Here is a 19,546-nt window from a genome sequence, read left to right on the forward strand (position 1 = left end):
AAGGGCCGCAGACCTGAGGCCGCAGACCTGAGGCCGCAGACCTGAACCAGATCAGAGCTCAGGCGCGGCCCTTTTCTCTTTATCTAATCGCTTAGGTGGCATCGGGAGATCTTTGGACGTCCTACCAAGGACAGCGGCCTTGATGGCCTCACGGCTCACGCCATGAACATGAGCTGACTTACCGAACTCCCGTTCTCCGGATCCACCAGATCAAAATGGGAGCTTTCCATGATAGCAGGAGTGGCGCCGATGCCATCTTGGGCATCCAGTATTAGCCGAAACTAACTTATGTTAACGCCACGCTGAAACCTGAATCATTTCGAACAGTTCCCTTCCCCAATGGCAACGAATATCGCGCTGAACCTGAGAGTGAGCCGGTCCAGCGGAGGGTGAGGATATTATGCTGATCAAGGATGAGGATCAGTGGAAGGGGAGGCAGGGCAACCTGTCAAACCCCGACTTTTGGGATCTGAAGCTACGCGCCCAGCTCGGCAGAGATCTGCGAGTCCATTATGAAAAGGCCATGAGGGAGCCTCTGCCGGAGCGTCTCGCCACGCTCTTGGGGCAACTGGAACAGCGGGAACGCGGCAGGTAGCCGAAGGCCCATCATGAGCCCAGTTCGTTCGCACTCCTTCGGTCGCTGGCAACCCATTGAAACGGCTCCCAGGGATGGCTCGCCTATCCTGATCTTTACGGCATGGTCAGACCGTACGGTGGGCTACTGGTCTGCACATCGGAAGATCTGGGTTGATCAAAGCCACGGCATTGTGGTGGCAACCTACTGGATGCCGCTTCCAGATCCACCATAGCCCGGCAAATTAGAAAAGGACCGGAAGCGCGGTTGATCGTTTCCGGTCCTTCCAGGGGGCTGAACAGCAAGGGGCTGTTCCAAGTCAAAGCTAGGCGCCGTTCCGCCCTCGACAACTAGTCCAAACGGTCTAGCTTACCTGAGCCGACGCCCTTATCGCTCTTCCACTAGCTCATCGTGCGGAGCCGGAGGTCCGCGTCAGCGACCCGAAGGGCACGCCAGTGACCCGAAGGGCCGCGTCAGCGAAAAATGGATCCGGTTTTCCGCTCTCAACGATGCGCTGCTCTGGAGCTGATCCCATTAGCCTGGAATCAGCTCTCTTCTTGGCTGGGCCGCATTTCTTGACGGTGAACCGGAACCACTTCACCGAAAAAGGCTCTAGAACCCAGCCACCATGCTGAATCGCTGCTATCGTTGCGAGTGTATTTCTCACGGTTCTCGCCTCTTGAAGGAATGATACAAAAACACTGACGAGACTGGAGTAGGACTGCCGGTGCCGGTGTTGCTGCCAGGAGAGGCATTCTCTGGCGGGAAGGATGCTCGCGCAGCCTCGGTGACGAACACGATCAGGGGTGGGGCACCCTCTCGGGCACCCTCACCCCCTTTGGCTCACTTCTTCATGTCAGTAGTGTTGCTCTTGGCGGATGGCTGCTGGGGATGAGTACCCCTGCGGTGTGTCAGCCTGTCTGTCATCCGCTTGATCGCATCGGTGACCCTGTGAGCCATGTCGGACATGTTCATGGGAACCCTCCCTGGGTCAGCACCTTAAGCTGTGCCTACAAGTTAACGCGGAATCCTGAGTGTTGTTCGAAGGTTAAGCCTCACGCGGGCAATTGCCCCGAGCCTTGGAAGCCCGAGGATATCGAGATCATTTCAAGACTGTGGTCCTGCCCTGGCTTGACAACATCCACGATGGCCCCGGTTGCTCCAATCGGTATTCCCTCACCATTCCATCCTCATGGTGGGTGGCTCCTCATGCTTCCTGAGTGTCTAGAGCATCGTTGAGAGCGGAAAGTGGATCCGGTCTTCCGCTCTCAACGATGCTCTCATTGAAGGAGAAAGCATCGGATGGGTCCCAAAAGTGCAAATCCACTTTTCACGGCCGAGGCTGTAGAGGCACCGGGCTGGACGCACTTGTAGTCACGACTGACAAGGCTGCAGACGAGCGTATCTGAGCCTCCCGGAAGCTTCAGCCCCAGAGAAATAGACCATCTGGTCTAGTTGCCCCTCCGGCGAATGAGATCTAAACAGCTTCTATTCGTAGGGGCGTTATATTTTTCATCATATAGTTATTGTTCAACGAGACCTTCCGTGTCATCAAAAGATACGGCTGAGGCCGCAGTCAAATCTGATTTGACTGCGGCTTTTTCTTTCTGAGAGCAGCGGAAACTTTGGAATCAGCAACGTTGCGGCAAAGTAAGACTTGAAGGAAAAGAGGCCACGCCTGTGTTTGTTTATGGTCCAGGTCGCGGCCCTTTTTAGTCCGTAGCGCCCCTACGGCAAACGCAGCAGTATCTGATTTGGCCCCCTGCGATCAACACTGAAACATGATCCATGCATCCGAAAGAGGTTGAACTTTAGGAGTAATACTTCTGATATTGAAGTATTCTGTGGTCATTTTTCCCTAGAATTATTACCTACAGGGACCGATCCAATTTTTGCCCCTACGGATCGCAACTTGAGCGCCCTTCACAGGGCGCTTTTTCTTTAGGGACCGCTTACCTTAGTGGCACCTCGATGGAACAGATCACCCCATCTGGCTTGAAGGTGATCATCACCTTGCCTTCGAGTTCCTGAGCCAAGCTGCGTTCGATCAAACGTGCCCGAAGCCACGTCTGGATGGCGGCACGACGGGCGGACCTCCCTTTCTCCTGCCAGGAGAAATGAAGGCATGGAACGCTTGGCGCGCCCTCGATCCTCCAAGACAAAAGGATTTGTCCTGAGGTATTGGAGAGGGATCCATACTTCGTCGCGTTCGTCGCAAGCTCCTGCAGCGCCATGGCCATTGCAAGAATCTTGTTGGGAGCAAGCCGAACATCGGGACCTGCAAGGTGAAGCCTGGCAGAGCAAAAGGCTCGACGGCTCGCGCTGCGATCTCATGCAGGTCCGCACCGTCCCAACGCTCACGGGTGAGCACATCGTGCGCACACGACAAAGCCGTCAGGCGTGCATCGATTGCTGCCTTGGCCTCTGAAGTCGACGGTGACGTGCGCAACGTTTGGGTCACAAGCGCCTGAACGGTCGCCAGTGTATTCTTCACCCGGTGATTGAGTTCGTGCATCAGAAGCCGCTGATGCTCCTCGGCGCGTTTGGGCTCCGTGATGTCGACCGCAATCAGCACGGCACCGACCATCTCGCTGTTCAGCATCACTGGGGCATTGGAGCAGGCAACATGAACGGGTGTGCCGTTCCGATGGAAGAAAACATCTTCATGCTTCTTCACGAGCCTGTGTATCTCGAAGACATGCCCGAGCGGGCATTCCGACATGGGAAAGGGCCGTCCGTCAGGATAATGGTGATGCACAACATCGTGCAGAACCTTCCCGGACAGTTCCTCCTTCATCCAGCCGAAGGTTTGCTCCGCTGCGGCGGTGGCCGGCACCGTGCGCCCTTCGACATCCATCACGAAGAGGAATCCGCCGCATTCTCGATAATCAGGTTCGCGAGATCGACCGGATGAGAATTCCCATCGCTCCCGAGGGGCAGGATGATTGACATAACGCCATCATCCACGGGAGGGCATGGCTTTGTCTATCGTTACACTCTTCTGACCGCTGAAAAGCACCGCTTTCATCCTCAAGAGCCCTTCTCATCCAGGATTCGCCTGACCCGCTCCACGAGGCTCGCCGCCGCAAAGGGCTTGGTGATCAACTGAATGCCCTCATCGAGCCGCCCGTGGTGAACGATGGCGTTACGCGTGTAGCCCGTAGTGAAGAGCACCTTCAGATCAGGGCGGATCTTCAGCGCCTCGTCGGCCACTTTGCGACCGTTCATAGAACCGGCCAGGACCACATCGGTAAAGAGAAGGGCAATCTCGTCACGGTTGGCGAGAAGAAGCCTCAGAGCCGCCTGCCCATCTTCGGCTGCAAGCACGCGATAACCGGCATCCTCCAGCACGGATACTGAGAAATCCCGCACCATGTCCTCGTCCTCGACCACGAGGATCGTCTCGCCGTCCACGAGGGCTGCTGCAGGCGCGGGTGTTTCCTCGACAGGCCGCATCATGTCCCCAGGCCGGATCATGCGCGGAAAATAGAGTTTCACCGTCGTGCCCTGGCCTAGCTCGGAATAGATCGCCGCATGACCGCCTGACTGACGCGTGAAACCATAGACCTGGGCGAGCCCCAGACCTGTCCCCTTCCCCACAGGCTTGGTGGTGAAGAAAGGCTCGAAGACCTTCGCCTTCACATCCGGTGTCATGCCCGATCCCGTGTCGGACACGCTCACCATCACATATTGCCCGGCTTTGATCTCACCGCCTGTGCTCAAGGAGTAGGCCTCATCCAGGTAGGTGTTGGCGGTCTCGAGCGTCAGCTTGCCTCCCTCCGGCATCGCATCGCGCGCATTGACGGCAAGGTTGAGGATTGCGCTTTCGAGCTGGTTCGGATCCGCTTCCGTGCGCCATAGGCCACCGGCGAGCACAGTCTCGATAGCGATATTTTCGCCAATGGTGCGCCGGAGCAGTTCAGACATGCCCGCGACGATCTTGTTGAGATCCACGACTTCAGGCTGAAGCGGCGACTGGCGCGAGAAGGCGAGCAAACGATGCGTGAGCTGCGCGGCACGCTTGGCACCCTCCACGGCATTGTCGACATTGCGTACGAGGCGCGGATCGCCTGAGTTTTCGACCTTGCGCCGGAGCATTTCGAGATTGCCGGTGATCACCGTGAGCAAATTGTTGAAGTCATGCGCGACGCCGCCGGTGAGACGTCCCACCGCCTCCATCTTCTGCGCCTGACGCAATTGCGCTTCCGCCTTTTCGCGTTCGGTGATTGCTTCAGCGATACGCTGCTCGAGCGTGGCGTTGAGCGAGCGTAGAGCCGCCTCCGCCTGCTTCTCGCGATCCACATCGAGACAAGCCACGACACCGGCGACGATCCGGCCCACCTCATCGCGGATCGGCGCAGCCATCAGGCGAAGCCAGGCCTTGCGACCATCGCCGCGCCGGTAGAGCAGTTCCATTTCGGCGCGCTCCTCCGCACCACGCAGTACGCGCGCCATAGGGTATTCCGCTGCCTGCACCTGACGCCCATCAGGATGGAAGCCGATCCAATCACGATAGCTCTCCACATCCTGAGACGGCAGTACGGGGTGACCGAAGATACGCTCGACCTGGGCGTTCCCGCTGATGATGCGCCCCGAGGGTGCCTCGGCAATAACGATGCCCACGGGGATCGTATCGAGGATTGCTTGAAGGCGACGCTCACTCGCCGCAAGAGCCTCCTCCGTGCGCTTGCGCTCGGTGAGGTCGATGGCAATGCCGGGGAAACGCAAGGGCTTGCCTGTTTCGTCGTGATAGCAGCGACCGCGGGCAGCGATCCAGCGTGTCGCGCCGTCGGAACCGATAACCCGGTACTCGGCAGAATAATCCATTCCCGTGGCGATGGCGTTCTCGATCTCAGCACCAGCAGTCACCCGATCCTCCGGATGCATGCCGGCAACGAAAGCCGACAGAGGTGCACCATCACCCGCGTGCTCGGGATCGACTCCGAAAAAGGACGCAAAGGTTTCGTTGGCATAGATACGGTCGTTCGGGACATCCCAGTCCCAACTGCCAACTCCACCGGCAGCTTCGAAGGCAAACCGGAAGCGCTCCTCGCTCTCGCGCAAAGCCGCCTCAGCCGCATCTCGCTCGCGCTCACGCTGACGCAAATCCGCCGAGGCGGCCGCAAGCGCGTCGCTGACTTTGGCGACCTCATGGACTGGAATGTCCGATCGCGCGACCATCTCACCACGGCCAAGCGCCACCGCCTGGGCGGCGAGCATCTCCATGGGCGCCGTAATATGCCGCCCGAAGAGCCAAGCCATGCCTGCCGACAATGCGGCAAGTCCCGCTCCGAGCCAGCCTAGATACCAGAGCGAATGGCGCAACGGAGCTGCGAGTTCTACGTCTCGCACCCCCACCGCAACGCGCCAATCAGACAATTGAGAGCGGGCGTAAGCGCCTAGAACAGGCTGACCATCGATCGTGAAACCTCTCCATGTTCCCGCAGGACCAGTGGTGTTCTCCTGCAGATCACGCGTCGCCGGCTTGCCGACGAACTCTTCATGGCGCGCATTGCGCGCCAGAATGCGGTCACCCCGATCGACCACGGCAATCGTCCAGCCAATCGGAATCCCTTCTCGTCTGCTGAGCTTCTGAAGTCGCTCGACAGAGCCACTCACCGACAGCAGATAAACGATCTCGTCATTGTGGATCACAGGCATCGTAACGGCATAGAGAGGCGTCCCTGAAACACTCCCCGTGAACAGATCCGTCACGACAGGCTTCTTGAGGTCGATTGCAGCCTGATCGCTGGGCAGGAAAGTCTTGGGCAAGGGCTCGCCGCGCGGTACGCGCGTGTTCACCAATTGCTGACCGTCAGGCGCGCGCAAGACGATGTTGATGCCATTCATCAGGTTGGCGCTGGTGACCTGATGATTGAAGCTGTCGATGTCACCGTTTTGCAAAAATTGCGAATGAACCAGAACACTCAAGGCCGAACGCAGGCTAGTCAATTCACGATCGACATCCGCCGCAATAACATGGGCCGTATCAAGAGCGTTTCCCTCCAGCCGCGCTCGTTCGGCACTGGCGAATTGCCAGAGAATGAAGCCGACGAAGACGAGAATCGGCAGCGCCAAGCCCACACACATGAGAGCCAGATGAGAGCGCAGCGATAGGCGCTTCCGTTGTTCTGGTGATTGGCTTGGTGCGAGAGATTTTCCTTCAGGCACTGGCGCGGTGCTATTCATGGAATCCCTGTTGAGCCCGTCCCGCTTGCAAGCCTCCGCAAGCTCCCTGTCACCGCGAGCCGATGTCCGTTGGCGAGTTATAGGGGGCGTCCCTCCTTAGGAAAGAGGCTTGAGAAGCGAGAAAAGCCCCTCGCAATCAACGTTCATGGGATCAGCGGTTGCTCCAGGCCTTCAGCGCAAGAATCGAGGTGAAGACAGGCCATCCGAATGCAGCAATCATGATGTGGTCTAACCCGACCTCTTCCTCGCTGTCGATGGTGGTGGACACGGCCAGAAGCAGGATGACCCCGCACAAATAGACCATCAATACTTCGCGCACCCTTCGAGCCCCCGCCCTTGTTGTTAAAGTCGAGCTTGTGAACCAGGGGCGAGATGAAACCAATGCGACCGGCGGTCGCCTCACCTTACGTCAGGAGGCATCAAGCTGTCCTCGGCCCTTGCAGGAGCTATCAACCTGAGACAATTCGACTACCTCCGATTAGTCAAAAATAGCATTTTTTCCAGAAACTTAGCTGCAACTCCTGACGCCCTCGACCGTTCTTTGGCTCAAGACGCGTCAATAAGATGGGAGGCAGGAATGCCAAAGCGGTTCCACCGAGCTGATGGACCGCCCTATTCCACGGGTAGACATGCCGGTTGGAGCATCGATGCCAACGGGCTGACTGAGGCCGGCCAAAATGAATTGCTCAAGCAGATCGGACGGCAGCTCCAGGCCAATTATCAGGATGTCCTGAAGGAGCCCGCCCCTGACCGGATCAAGCAATTGCTGGAAAGGCTTGAGGCGCGCAGCAACCGCGCGGACGACAAGGATCTGTAACCTGTCGCTCGTTCGCGTTTATCCTGATCCAGTCCAATCTCCTCCTTAGAGCCGCTTCCGCTTGCGTGGAATCGGCCCCCTTCTTTGCCGTGCCGCATTTTTGAACGGCGAACCGGATCCACTGCGCCGAAAAATGCTCAAGAGCCTCGGGCCCAAAAGTGCAAGTCCACTTTTGGGCCCGAGGCTCTAGCGATGGCGCGCGCGCTTCGATCGTTGTCTGGAGCGTGCCGACGGATTCCCGCGCGCCTGTTCCTGCGAGGAACGAGGAATCAGATTGTAGATCACGAAACCTGCGAGGAGGCCTGCGCCCAGCACAATGAGCGGATGGGACCGAGCCGTCTCAACTGCACCCGATGCCATATGGCCCATGTTTCGCATGCTCATCGCAGATATCGGGGAGGACGCATGGATGAGGCGCTGAGCTCGCTTGACGTTCTCGGCGCGGGTACGGATCTCCAGATCGTACCCCTCGTCTTCATCATGGCGATGAAGCTCGATGCTGTTGCGGGCGAAGCCGCTTGAAACGAGCCGCTGGACAGCCTGATCGGCGGCCTTGCGGGATGGGAATGTTCCAGTAGCGACGGTCGTCTGCGGCATCAGCAAAAATCCTCCTTGATCTGCTGACGGCAATTCTCGACGAGCGCCAAGGTTCCAAGGAGCTGAGCGCCCCTTAGTGTCCTCGAGGCGCCTGCGCCGCTCTTTCGGCCTCCATCAACACCTCGAGGGCTCTCCATGGCTTGGGCATGAAGCGCACATCCCGCGGTACGTCTCTGAGCCCGTCTTCCGAAGAAAGTCCTGATGTCAGAACCGTGCGAACCCAAGGCCATTTGAGACGAACGGTCCGCGCAAGGTCGACACCATTCATGAGACAGGGCAGCCGAACATCGGCAAAAAGAAAAGCAACGTCCTCCGCATGGCTCCGCAGGTAATCCAAGGCCTCTTCGGCACTGGCTGTCTCCACGACCCGCAGATCCGTTTCCTCCAGAAGAGCAGCCGCCAAGCCCCTCACCTCGAAATCATCCTCGACGATCAATGCGATGCGACGCGACTCGATCTTCTGTCCCATGCGGCGTCTCCTCTATCCGCTCTGTTTTTGGCACCCGCAGCAACTCAGCCTCTTGCGAGGCCGCAAATCCCATTCAGCCCTGCCCGGGGACAGCGCGCTTGGGACAGGCAAGTTTGCTACAGTCGATTGCCGCTTCTCCCCTTACGCATCCCTGGCGGAGGCAGCATTAAAGATCCTCAGGCGAAACGGTGCGCCGCCTGCGCTGAGGACCCTCGTTGCAGAACGAGGAGAAACGCTCTCTGTTTCAGCTTGGCTGCTGATAAAAGTTCTAGGTCGCCTTATTTCTACTTGGTGGAACCGGCTTATAGCCTGTAGCCTAGGCTCAATATTGTCTGCTTCGCATGCAGGGGCCCTAGCGTGGTCAAGGAGAGCCAGTTACATCAGGAGTTCCTGGACCTGGAGAAAGCCATGCGGGTCCTGGACATGCAGCTGGCCGATGCTCTTCACCGGATCCGCCACAGCTCCTCCGCCGATCTCGTGGAGAAGGCCAAGCAGGATGAGAAGCTCCTTCTCGGCGAACTCGATCGCCTAATGACGAGAATGCGTGCGATCGAAGGTCAACTTCTCCAGATTCAGAAGACCGCGACACGGCACTAAATGGCTAAAAATAAGGGCTTTGAAGGCGCAATGTGCGAAAGCGCACCTCGCGTCGCTGACTTTCGAGTCCATGGTTCAGTCATTCTCGAAAGAGCTATCAAGGAGTAGAGCAATGGCGGCCCGGCGCTCTCACCTTCCATTGCACAGCAAGAATTTCCGAGAGGATGATCGGTATCCCCGCCTGCACCTGCCTCTCATTCCAACATTGGTCGGCGCACTGGCTCTGGTGAATGTTGCATCCGCCGTGATGGCCCTGATCCAATAGGAGGCAGCGACCCAACCTCAGTCAATGACGAGCATGACTGGAGAATGGGAAAGGCTGCAGGGCAGCATCGGACTGCCCTGCAAGCGCAAGAGGCCTATCCTAGCGCATCGTGCGGAACCGAAGGTCCGCAATCAACGGTGCGCCTTGTATAGAAGGGGGCATCGGATCGATCCCGCAAGTGGAATCCACTTTTGGGTCCGATGCTCTAGCGAAGACCCAGGAAGGACAGAATTGCGATTACCACGACGATGGCGCCGATCAGCCAAATGATGTTGTTCATAACAATGTTCTCCTGACGAAGCATTCACGCTATGGCAACCGCCACGGTGGGCGTTCGTTCCCTTGTGCTGTGATCGGCCTCGCAGGAGCGGCAGCGCATGTTGCTCCTGTCGCGGAGACTACAGCCTCGGACGTGAAAAGTGGATTTGCACTTTTGGGACCCATCCGATGCTTTCTCCTGCAATGAGAGCATTTTTCGGCGAAGTGGATCCGGTTCGCCGTCAAAAAAATGCGGCACGGCAAAGAAGGGAGCTGATTCCACGCAAGTGGAAGCGGCTCTAGTCGCAAACCGTCTCCTCTATGGAAGAAGCTCGCCCATAGGCATCCACTTCCCGCCTGAGAACCGTCCGGCAGTTCTCGCTTCCGAAGCCTCGTTGCGTATCGCCATAGACGCGGTTCTCATAGACGCGACCAGCTTCGTAGCCAGGGCCGAAGCTATATGCGCCGTAAGATACATCAGCCGAGGTCGAGCACCCGGCAAGTCCGGTACTCAATCCGAGTCCCAGAACCATGGTCCTCAGGCCAGATTTCGACAGACGGGCAAGACATATAGGCATCGCTCAGCTCCGGTGATGGCGGCTTCCAGGGCGACGCCCCGACATATCTGAAGGTAAGCGAAACAGCTTGGCAATTTGACGGCATGCCAGCCGCGAAGCCTTCATCAAGTTAGGGATGATGTGCCTGGCCACATACCAGGTAGAAAGAAACCCCGGTGATAAACACCGGGGTTTCCTGAGCCAGTCGGGATGAGCCGATTAGAAGTCGCGCTGGATGCGCAGACGGCCTTCCCAAACGCCCTCTTCCTCGTCGTCGACACCACGCAGGTCGACGTTGGAGTAGAGAACCTCGACACCGATGTCGAGATTGGAGACGGGCGACCAGATCACGTTTGAACCAACGCGCCACTCGTTGAAGTCCGCGAAGGTCGCAGCCTCACCGTACTCGACGCGAGCATACGAAGCGAACACGCTCTGACGGATCTCAGGGGTCCAGTAGTGACGCAGACCACCGGCCACGGACCAGCCCTTGGTCGTGTCGATCTCGCCGTCGGCATCGTACACGGCGTCAACAGCCTCGCCGTCGAAGCCGAGGTAGCCGAGAGCGCCGTCAGCGTAGGTGGCGGCAATCCACAGCGCGTCGCCGGCGGCGAGCATCGGCAGGTTCACGTGGCCCTGGAACGACACGGCGAAGCCGTAGTCGCTGTCATCCAGAACCGTGGTGGTGCCGACAGCGACCGGCATCGCGCGGAGCTGGTGAACAGCACCGGAGAGCATCGCCGAACCCCAGGTGCCGGAGTAGGCAACGTTGGCGACGACGTCGGGCGTACGCTGACCGGCGATCAGGAGGTCGGAATCCGGATCGGTCGGATCTTCGAGAACGCCGAGAGCGTCACGGCCAGAGAAGCGGCCCTCTTCGAGCGACAGCGAGGCCGAGAAGCCGTTGCCGAACGAGAAGGTATAGGCGAGCAGGTTCACGTTCGGAGCGTCCGAGAAGCGGAGCGTGCCGAAATGCTCGGTCGGCAGGTCGCCGTTGTCGAAGAACGACAGGGCGCGACCGGCGGTCAGGCCGCCGAACTGGATGAAGGCCTGGTCCACGTTAGCCGAAGAGGACGAGAAGCCGTACACGCCGGTGTCGCGGGTGATCTCGAAGCGGACGAACGTACGCAGCAGGCCATAGGCCGTGGCGGTACGGGCGTCGAGCTGGATGCGGCCACGAGCGCGGAAGCCGATCGCGTCGTCGGTGCGATCTTCCGGCTCGAGGTAGCGGTACTCAGCGCGGACGCGGCCGCCGACGCGGAGGCAGGTTTCCGTGCCGGGGATGTAGAAGAAGCCTGCGCCGTAGGTGGAGCAGACGCGAACGTATTCGACAGCAGCGGCCTTCTTTGCGGGAAGGTCAGCAGCCTGAGCCCCAGCAACGGCAGCAAGACCCGCAACCGATCCGAGGAGAAGGCTCTTAACGAGCTTCATGGTGTATCTCCAAAATTCTTAAACGCCTGAGTCCAGGACCCATGTGCAAACGTGACAATACTGCCGCGTTCGATTCAGGCAATCTTTCCGAGCGCCAGACTTGCTCTTTGAAATGACCATTTGCTCAAAAAACAGGCAAAATACGATCGGGTTGGGGCCTTTCTCGTGAAGTGTGATAAAATTTCAACACTTCTAAGGCCCTCCTCAAGGACGATCCTCGCTCCGCAACAAGAAGAGGCGATTGCACCGGATCTCAGATCTCGGACAGCCTTCCTCTGACCGGCAGCTCCAGGCTCAGTCATCAAAGAAATCCGGAGGACCACTGCGGCAGCGATAGCCTATAGGGCATTGAGGGGTATCTCTGGTCGGTACGAAAGCAGGGTCGAGATACTCGTTGAATTCGCAGAACCTACGGTCGCGAACGAAGCGGTCATAGGTATACGTGCCAGTGCTCAGGACGGCGGCTCCCCTTGAGAAGATGACTCCCTGGGCCTGGCCGCATGTGAGATTCAGTGTCGAGAGACGTTGCTGGGCCTGCACACCGGAACCGCAGACCAAGAAGACCAGAGCAAGAGCTATCCTTTGCATGGCGGCATCCATCGTCTGTCCCTCTACCGTCCTTAATAAGGCGGCTCTCTTGCGAGACAACACAGTGCTCTCAGCTTTGTGACAGACGAATGTGAGATCGATCCTCAAGCGGCCCGTGGCTAAAGCATCGCCTGGAGGCGCCGGGCCATCTCCACGGTGGCAGCATAATCGACCTTGCCGGAGCCCAAGACGGGAATGCCAGAAACGAGAATGGCTTTCGGCACCCATAGTTCGGGGAATCCCTCTTCTCGGGCATGCGCCAGCAGCACGTCCCGATCCGCGTCAGGCTTGTCGGTGACAAGCGCGAGCTGCTCGCCCTTGCGGGGATCAGGCAGGGCAACGACCACATGATTGAAGTCCGGCCAGAGGCCCTGGATCATCGTCTCGATCGCGGCGAACGACACCATCTCACCGCCGATCTTCGCGAAGCGCTTCGCCCGCCCCCGAATGGTGACGATGCCATCATCCACGGTCACGATGTCGCCCGTGTCGTGCCAGCCATCGGCTGGCGGAATGACGTGTCCCGGCTTCTCGGGATCGAGATAGCCCTTCATGACATTCGGCCCGCGCACATGCAGGCGGCCGCCCTCGTGGATACCCTCGACGGAATCGAGACGCCATTCGATGGCGGGCAGGAACGGCCCTACCGATCCCGGGCGATTGCGATCGGGCAGGCTGACACTGATGACCGGCGAGCATTCGGTGGCGCCATACCCTTCGAGAATGACGGCGCCATGCTTGGCCCAGAGCGCGCGCGTCTCGTCCTTGACCCGCTCGGCCCCGGCAATGACGTAGCGCACGCTGGCAAGGTCGTTCTCACCCGCGGCGCGGGCATAGCCTTGGAGAAACGTGTCCGTCCCCAGCATGAAGGTGGCGCGTGTGCCGGCGATGAGCTTCGGGATCTGACGATAATGAAGAGGGCTCGGATAGAGCACGGACTTCATGCCGTTGAGAACAGCTGTCAGCAGCCCCGCCGTCAGACCAAAGGAATGGAAGATCGGCAAGGGATCGAAGAACACATCGTCCGGCGTCAGGATGTCGCCGGCCAGGGCTTTGACCTGATAGGCGTTGGCGACCAGATTGGCGTTCGACAAAACCACCCCCTTGGGCGTGCCCTCCGTGCCTGACGTGAACAGCACGACCGCCGGATCGTCAGGGCCGACATCGGCTCGCGCGTGAACCCGGCGCGCCATCCACGTATCGAGAACGCCCCGGAGCTTGTCGAGGCTCGTCAGGGTTCCGCGCACATCCTCGAGCCAGAGTATTTGCCGCCCCTCTCCCAGGGTCGTTACGATCTCATCGAGCTTTCCCTGCTCCACGAAGCGGCGGGAGGTGACGATGGTCCTGATCCCGGCGATCTCGCAGGCTGCCTTGAGGTTCTTGATGCCAGCCGTGAAGTTCAGGAAAGCCGGAATACGTCCAAAGGCATTCAGGCCGAACAGCGTCACCACGATAGCCTGAACGTTCGGCAGCAGCACGCCGACGGTTTCGCGTTCCTTGGTGAGGCTCGCGAGCTTGCGCCCGAGAACCAGCGACCCCAAAACGAGCCGCCCGAAGGTGATGGGCTGACGCTCGAGATCCTCCAGGGCGACCTTGTTCTTCCCAAACCGGTCGCGGGCATCAAGGAGCGCACCGAACAGACTCTTGCGCGTCCGCGCGATATCGAACTCTGCCACGTGCGCTCCTTAAACGTTGCTTAGCCCGCCGAACCTTCTCGGATCGGAGCCTGGTAAGCGAGGCCCATATCCCAGGGGAAGTAGATCCAGGTATCCTGGCTCACTTCCGTGACAAAGGTATCGATCAGCGGGCGGCCCGCAGGCTTGGCGTAGACGGCGGCAAAATGCGCGATCGGCAGCATGTCGCGCACGATCTTGGCGGTCTTGCCGGTGTCGGTGAGGTCGTCGATGACGAGCACGCCCTTGCCCTGGCCGTCACCAATGGCTTTGATGGAAGGCGCGATGTCTTTCAGCACCTTCAGCTCGCCCTGGTTCTTGTAGTCGTGATAACTCGCGATGCAGACGCTCTCGATGAGGCGCAGATCGAGTTCGCGGGCAACGATGGCCGCGGGCACGAGGCCGCCGCGGGTGATGCAGATGATCGCCTCGAAAGGACCAGCCGCGGCGAGACGCCAGGCGAGCGCGCGGCAATCGCGATGGAATTGATCCCAGGAGACGGGGAAGGCTTTCGGAGAGGTGGGTGACATCGGCTTGCTCGTCTATCTGCTGTGATGAGTGAGAACGCGTTAAAGGGGCGCCCGGTCGCCCGTCAGGCGGCCAAGCAATTCGTGAATGGCGGCAGCGGCGCTGGCGACCGCAGCGGGGTCCTTACCCCGCACAACGATCTGATTGCGAAAACCACTTGTCGAGAAAGACGGATAGGAGCCGATGGAGACGCCCGGATGCGTGGCGGCGATTTCGCTCAAGCCCTCGGCATAGATGCCCTCCGCAAGTCCCTCGGCTTCGATGGTTTCGATGATCATGCGGGCGCCGGTCTGGAGTGTCGGCGCAATGTTGTCGAGCATGGCCTGCATGATCGAGGGCACGCCCGCCATGACGAAGACATTCCCGATTTTGAATCCGGGCGCCTTGGAAATCGGGTTCTCGATGAGATCGGCCCCATCGGGGATGCGCGCCATGCGCAAGCGTGCCTCGTTCAGCTCGTGCGGCTGGTAGCGCTCCTGCAGCATGGCGACGGCGCGCGGGTCGTGGCCGATGCCGACGCCGAAGGCCTTCGCGATGCAATCGGCGGTGATGTCGTCATGGGTCGGGCCGATGCCGCCGGTGGTGAAGAGATAGGTGTAACGGTCACGCAGGGCGTTGACCGCGGAGACGATCTCCTCCTCCACGTCCGGAACAACGCGCACCTCGCGCAGATCGACGCCGATGCCGGTGAGATACTCGGCAATGTAGCCGATATTCTTATCCTTGGTGCGGCCCGTGAGGATCTCATCGCCGATGATGAGAAGGGCGGCTGTGACGGAGACGGCCATGCGCATCGATCCCTTTTGAGGGGCTCTAGCGCATCGTGCGGAAAAGTGGACCCGGTTTTCCGCTCGAACGATGCGCTGCCTGAAAAATGGAGCATCGGATGGATCCCAAAAGTGGAAGCCACTTTTGGGTCCGATGCTCTAGCCTCAGAAACGGCAATTCTCAAGCAAGGGTTCGGTTGAAGGCAATGCTTCTCCCCTGCTACGGGAAACCTTTCTTCTCAAGTGATGGATTGAATGCGTTTTCAGGAAACCCTGCTCGAGGGTCGGCTCATCGAGCGTTACAAGCGATTTCTGGCCGATGTGGAGCTTGATACCGGCGAGACCGTGACGGCCCATTGCGCCAATCCGGGCGCCATGATGGGCCTGAAGGAGCCCGGCAGCCGGGTGTTCCTCTCCCGGGCATCGAACCCCGCCCGCAAGCTCAAGTACAACTGGGAGTTCGTCGAGGTGGCGGCCGGCGGCGGCCCCTTGCAGCTCATCGGAATCAACACCTCCCGCCCCAATCTCCTCGTGGCCGAGGCCCTGCGCGAGGGACGGCTTGTCCCCTTCGCCCGCTACGACCGTGTCCGCCCGGAGGTGAAATACGGCAAGAACAGCCGGGTGGATTTTCTGCTGGAAAAGGATGGAGAACCGCCCTGCTACCTTGAGATCAAGAACTGCCACCTGATGCGAGAGGCAGGATTTGCCGAATTCCCCGATTGCGTGGCGGCCCGCAGTGCCAAGCACCTCTACGAGCTCGCCGACATGGCAGCCTTGGGCGCCAGGGCAGCTCTCGTCTACGTGATCCAGATGGATGCGAACCGCTTCGATGTGGCACGCGACATCGACCCGGCCTACGATAAAGCCTTCCGCCACGCTCTTGCATCGGGGGTAGAGTCCTACGCCTATGTCTGCCGGATCACCCCGGAAGAGATCGCCATCGACCGCCCTGTGGAGATCATCACGCCGCGGTGAGGGCTATTTGGACCTCTCGAAGACGAGATTCATCCGGGTCTGGAGGGTCTGGCGGTAGCCCTTCCCCTCCAGGAGCTTGCGCACGTCCACCTGCCAGCGGTCGGCAACGTCGGGGATGATAAAGACCGACGGGTAGAGGGAGGCAGGCGCATCCCTGAAGAACGGGTCGAGGATGAGGTCCTCGGCCCCCTCCACGTCGAGCTTGACCGCATCCAGATGGGAAAACCCCTCCCGGTTCACCAAATCGAGCAGTGTCACGGCAGGCACGCGAATCGTGTCGGTCTGGCTCGAATTCACGATCTTGAGGCTCGCCTCGCCCTTGTTCAGCGGATCGAGGAACAGGGTGAGCTCACCTGTCTTGTCGGCGACGGCGCAATCCACCGCCTTGACCGTGCCGAAGGGGTTCAGGCGAATGTTGTGGATTAGCCGATCGAAGATCTCCGGCTGAGGCTCGACCGCCAGGATCCGGGAGGACGCGCGGACCTTGCGGGCCACCAGGAGCGAGTACCAGCCCACGTTCGAGCCCACATCGATGAAGGTGAAATCGTCCTTGTTGCGGGCAGCGATGAGCTTGATCTCGTCGAGGTCAAAGTACTGTGGCGTAAAAAGAATGCGTCGTTCGCAGACGTTCTTGTAAGGAACGATCCGCATCCGGACCCCGAACGTCTCCAGGTCGAGGGGCTGACCTTTCAGGGATTTCATGACCACCCGCCGCATGATCATGGCGATGCGGCGCCCGACCCAGCTGCCAGGCAGACCGCGCGTGCGATCGATCACCCAACGGGTGATGCCTGTAGGCGCAAAGGTCCCGAAGGGACGCGGGTCATTCACTGCGGAAGTATCCAAAGCCACCAAACCGGATGAACAGGGTTGCTCATGACACCCCTGAGGCTTATTCGCAACCCATTGAAGCAGGGTCCTTGCTTGCGCCAAGCAAGATGATCCTTACATTCGGGCTTGAACGCAAGGACCGAGAATGACCGAGACCGACGTTGTCGAGCGCAAGCGCTCAGCCGATATCCCGCTGCATGGCCCCGAGGATTTCGAGGGGATGCGGCGTGCCGGGCGCATGGTGGCCGAGTGCCTGGACATGCTCACCGAGCATGTAAAGCCCGGCGTCACAACGGAATATCTGGACCGGCTCGCCTTCGAGTTCATCCGCGACAACGGCGCCTATCCGGCCTGCCTGCACTATCGCGGCTACACCAAGACGATCTGCACCTCGATCAATCACGTCGTCTGCCACGGCATCCCCAACGACAAGCCGCTGCGGGACGGCGACATCATGAATGTCGACGTGACCCTGCTCCTGGACGGCTGGCATGGCGATTCGAGCCGCATGTACTACGTGGGCGAGGTGCCCCGCCGGGCGCAGCGGCTCTGCGAGATCACCTATGAGTGCCTGTTGCGCGGAATTGCCGCCGTGAGGCCGGGCGCCACCACCAACGACATCGGCGCGGCCATCCAGTCCTATGCCGAAGCCGAGCGCTGCTCCGTGGTGCGGGATTTCTGCGGCCACGGCATTGGCCGGACCTTCCACGATTCCCCGACGATCCTCCACTATGTGGAGCCGGCCTATAACGTGGAACTGAAGCCCGGCATGTTCTTCACCATCGAGCCCATGATCAATCTGGGCCGTCCGCAGGTGAAGGTGCTCTCCGATGGCTGGACCGCCGTGACCCGCGACCGGTCGCTCTCGGCTCAGTTCGAGCACATGGTGGGCGTGACGGAGACGGGCGTCGAGGTGTTCACCTACTCGCCCAAAGGTCTGGATAAGCCGCCCTACAATCCGGGCTGACCCGAAAGCAACTTTGTATCTCGCGACGGCTGAGCTAAAGATTCTTCGTTCCATCGTTCGAGAGCGAAGATTCCAGCACGCATGAGCGACGACGAGACACCTCATTATCACGGCCATCGTGATCGTTTGCGCGCCCGCTTCATGGAGGTGGGCGGCGACGTGCTGCCGGATTACGAGCTTCTGGAACTGGTGCTCTTCCGCTCGATCCCGCGCCGGGACGTAAAGCCAATGGCGAAGGAGCTGATCAAGCGCTTCGGCACCTTCGCCGAGGTGCTGGCGGCTTCCCCTGCCCGGCTTATGGAGGTGGACGGCGTCAGCGAGAGAGTGGTCACCGATCTGAAGATCGTGGAGGCATCCGCCCGCCGTCTCGCCAAAGGTGAAGTGGCGAAGCGGCCGGTCCTGTCCTCCTGGACCTCGGTGATCGATTACTGCCGCACGGCAATGGCCTTCATGGACAAGGAGCAGCTCCGCCTGCTCTTCCTCGACAAGCGCAACGCGCTGATCGCCGACGAGGTGCAGCAATCCGGCACCGTTGATCACACCCCGGTCTACCCGCGAGAGGTGGTGAAGCGGGCGCTCGAACTCTCGGCCTCGGCCCTGATCCTCGTGCACAACCATCCATCGGGGGACCCCACGCCCTCCTCCGCCGACATCAAGATGACCCGCGAGATCATCGATGTGGCAAAGCCCTTAGGCATTATCGTCCACGACCACATCATCGTCGGCCGCGAGGGCCATGCGAGCCTGAAAGGCCTGCGCCTGATCTGAGCTTGGCGTCAGAACCAAGCCCCTCCCGTCGCGTTACACCCTTGCTGAATACGTGATTGGAGGAGAAACTGATGAAGACGTTACTCATGGCTGGCCTGCTCGGTTCGACCTTGCTCGCGACCGGCGCTCTCGCCCAGTCCTCGACCCAAGCCGCCAATCAGGCCGCCCCAGCTTCGAATTCTTCGGAATTCATGACCCGGCTGAGCCCGGGCTCCATGCTGCTGTCGGACCTGATGGATCAGGATGTGGTCGGCCCGGACAACAAGGACATCGGCGACGTCGAGGATGTGGTGCTCGACCGCAATGGCCAAGTGGCCGCTGTGGTGATCGAAGTTGAGGAAGGTCTGGGCGACCGGACTGTCGCTCTGCCCATGAGTGCGTTCCGGATGACCGCCGACGCGGAGACGACAGGCTCCGTCCAGGGCTCGAACCAGAATGCCGGCTCGTCCAATGCCAACAGGGCCGATGAGATGCGGCTCATGCTGACCATTCCCGTGGACCAGCTGAAGTCGGCTCCGGAATTCGAGGAGGATGACGACTAATTCTATCTCCGATGATCTGCCCCCATCCTGAGGAGCCGCGAAGCGGCGTCTCGAAGGGGATCCAGTGTGCGCTGGAGACGCCCTCGCCCTTCGAGACGCTACGCTCCTCAGGTGAGGGCTATGCAAAAGTACGCTCAGGCCCGGCCTCGCGCC

General features: G+C 59.8%; 17 protein-coding genes. 7 read left to right on the forward strand and 10 right to left on the reverse strand.

Features of this window, described 5'->3' with window-relative positions; translation table 11 throughout:
* Positions 1-400 precede the first annotated feature (400 nt).
* Positions 401-595 (forward strand): NepR family anti-sigma factor, encoded by a 195-nt coding sequence (locus tag DC522_RS37360; RefSeq protein ID WP_116530801.1) that lies wholly within the window; start codon positions 401-403, stop codon positions 593-595.
* A gap of 2,026 nt (positions 596-2,621) precedes the next feature.
* Here the strand turns inward: DC522_RS37360 and DC522_RS22185 are convergent.
* From DC522_RS22185 to DC522_RS34990, 3 genes are all read right to left on the reverse strand, one after another.
* The gene (locus DC522_RS22185) at positions 2,622-3,431 is read right to left on the reverse strand and encodes an HWE histidine kinase domain-containing protein (RefSeq protein WP_116530803.1); all 810 of its coding nucleotides are present in this window, start codon (positions 3,429-3,431) and stop codon (positions 2,622-2,624) included.
* A 173-nt stretch (positions 3,432-3,604) separates the two neighbouring features.
* Positions 3,605-6,652 (reverse strand): PAS domain S-box protein, encoded by a 3,048-nt coding sequence (locus DC522_RS22190; protein WP_165820254.1) that lies wholly within the window; start codon positions 6,650-6,652, stop codon positions 3,605-3,607.
* A 262-nt stretch (positions 6,653-6,914) separates the two neighbouring features.
* Positions 6,915-7,082, reverse strand: a complete 168-nt coding sequence (locus DC522_RS34990; RefSeq protein WP_165820255.1) for a hypothetical protein — start codon at positions 7,080-7,082, stop codon at positions 6,915-6,917.
* A gap of 258 nt (positions 7,083-7,340) precedes the next feature.
* On the opposite strand from DC522_RS34990, the gene DC522_RS22195 reads away from it, so the two are divergent.
* A complete protein-coding gene (locus tag DC522_RS22195) occupies positions 7,341-7,580 on the forward strand; it encodes a NepR family anti-sigma factor (RefSeq protein ID WP_116530805.1) in 240 nt (79 codons plus the stop codon).
* Positions 7,581-7,766: 186 nt separating this feature from the next.
* Here the strand turns inward: DC522_RS22195 and DC522_RS22200 are convergent, their stop codons facing one another.
* Both DC522_RS22200 and DC522_RS22205 read right to left on the reverse strand, forming a co-directional pair.
* Positions 7,767-8,177: a hypothetical protein gene (locus DC522_RS22200; protein ID WP_116530806.1), complete on the reverse strand. Its 411-nt coding sequence runs from the start codon at positions 8,175-8,177 to the stop codon at positions 7,767-7,769.
* 73 nt (positions 8,178-8,250) lie between these two features.
* A complete protein-coding gene (locus tag DC522_RS22205) occupies positions 8,251-8,646 on the reverse strand; it encodes a response regulator (protein ID WP_116530807.1) in 396 nt (131 codons plus the stop codon).
* A 357-nt stretch (positions 8,647-9,003) separates the two neighbouring features.
* On the opposite strand from DC522_RS22205, the gene DC522_RS22210 reads away from it, so the two are divergent.
* Positions 9,004-9,243: a hypothetical protein gene (locus tag DC522_RS22210; RefSeq protein WP_116530808.1), complete on the forward strand. Its 240-nt coding sequence runs from the start codon at positions 9,004-9,006 to the stop codon at positions 9,241-9,243.
* 1,299 nt (positions 9,244-10,542) lie between these two features.
* On the opposite strand, the gene DC522_RS22215 is transcribed toward DC522_RS22210, so the two are convergent.
* From DC522_RS22215 to DC522_RS22235, 4 genes are all read right to left on the reverse strand, one after another.
* Positions 10,543-11,754 carry a porin gene (locus DC522_RS22215; protein ID WP_116530809.1) on the reverse strand — a complete coding sequence of 404 codons (1,212 nt, stop codon included), beginning with the start codon at positions 11,752-11,754 and terminating at the stop codon, positions 10,543-10,545.
* Positions 11,755-12,461: 707 nt separating this feature from the next.
* Complete coding sequence (locus tag DC522_RS22225) at positions 12,462-14,018, reverse strand: AMP-binding protein (protein ID WP_116530810.1); 1,557 nt, start codon at positions 14,016-14,018, stop codon at positions 12,462-12,464.
* 20 nt (positions 14,019-14,038) lie between these two features.
* Positions 14,039-14,545 (reverse strand): xanthine phosphoribosyltransferase, encoded by a 507-nt coding sequence (gene gpt / locus DC522_RS22230; RefSeq protein ID WP_116530811.1) that lies wholly within the window; start codon positions 14,543-14,545, stop codon positions 14,039-14,041.
* A 39-nt stretch (positions 14,546-14,584) separates the two neighbouring features.
* Positions 14,585-15,337 (reverse strand): molybdopterin-binding protein, encoded by a 753-nt coding sequence (locus DC522_RS22235; RefSeq protein ID WP_116530812.1) that lies wholly within the window; start codon positions 15,335-15,337, stop codon positions 14,585-14,587.
* A 228-nt stretch (positions 15,338-15,565) separates the two neighbouring features.
* Between DC522_RS22235 and sfsA the strand changes: the two genes are divergently transcribed.
* Positions 15,566-16,285, forward strand: a complete 720-nt coding sequence (sfsA, locus tag DC522_RS22240) for a DNA/RNA nuclease SfsA (RefSeq protein WP_116530813.1) — start codon at positions 15,566-15,568, stop codon at positions 16,283-16,285.
* A 3-nt stretch (positions 16,286-16,288) separates the two neighbouring features.
* Here the strand turns inward: sfsA and DC522_RS22245 are convergent, their stop codons facing one another.
* Positions 16,289-17,116: an FkbM family methyltransferase gene (locus DC522_RS22245; protein ID WP_245444421.1), complete on the reverse strand. Its 828-nt coding sequence runs from the start codon at positions 17,114-17,116 to the stop codon at positions 16,289-16,291.
* Between the two features lie 145 nt (positions 17,117-17,261).
* Between DC522_RS22245 and map the strand changes: the two genes are divergently transcribed.
* The 3 genes from map to DC522_RS22260 all read left to right on the forward strand — a co-directional run bounded on the left by map (position 17,262) and on the right by DC522_RS22260 (position 19,393).
* Entirely contained in the window at positions 17,262-18,083 is an 822-nt protein-coding gene (gene map, locus DC522_RS22250) for a type I methionyl aminopeptidase (RefSeq protein ID WP_116530814.1), read from the forward strand.
* Between the two features lie 81 nt (positions 18,084-18,164).
* Positions 18,165-18,851 carry a DNA repair protein RadC gene (gene radC / locus DC522_RS22255; RefSeq protein WP_116530815.1) on the forward strand — a complete coding sequence of 229 codons (687 nt, stop codon included), beginning with the start codon at positions 18,165-18,167 and terminating at the stop codon, positions 18,849-18,851.
* Positions 18,852-18,922: 71 nt separating this feature from the next.
* Complete coding sequence (locus tag DC522_RS22260) at positions 18,923-19,393, forward strand: PRC-barrel domain-containing protein (protein ID WP_116530816.1); 471 nt, start codon at positions 18,923-18,925, stop codon at positions 19,391-19,393.
* Positions 19,394-19,546: the final 153 nt, after the last annotated feature.

Source organism: Microvirga sp. KLBC 81 (assembly GCF_003075415.1).
Lineage (GTDB): Bacteria > Pseudomonadota > Alphaproteobacteria > Rhizobiales > Beijerinckiaceae > Microvirga.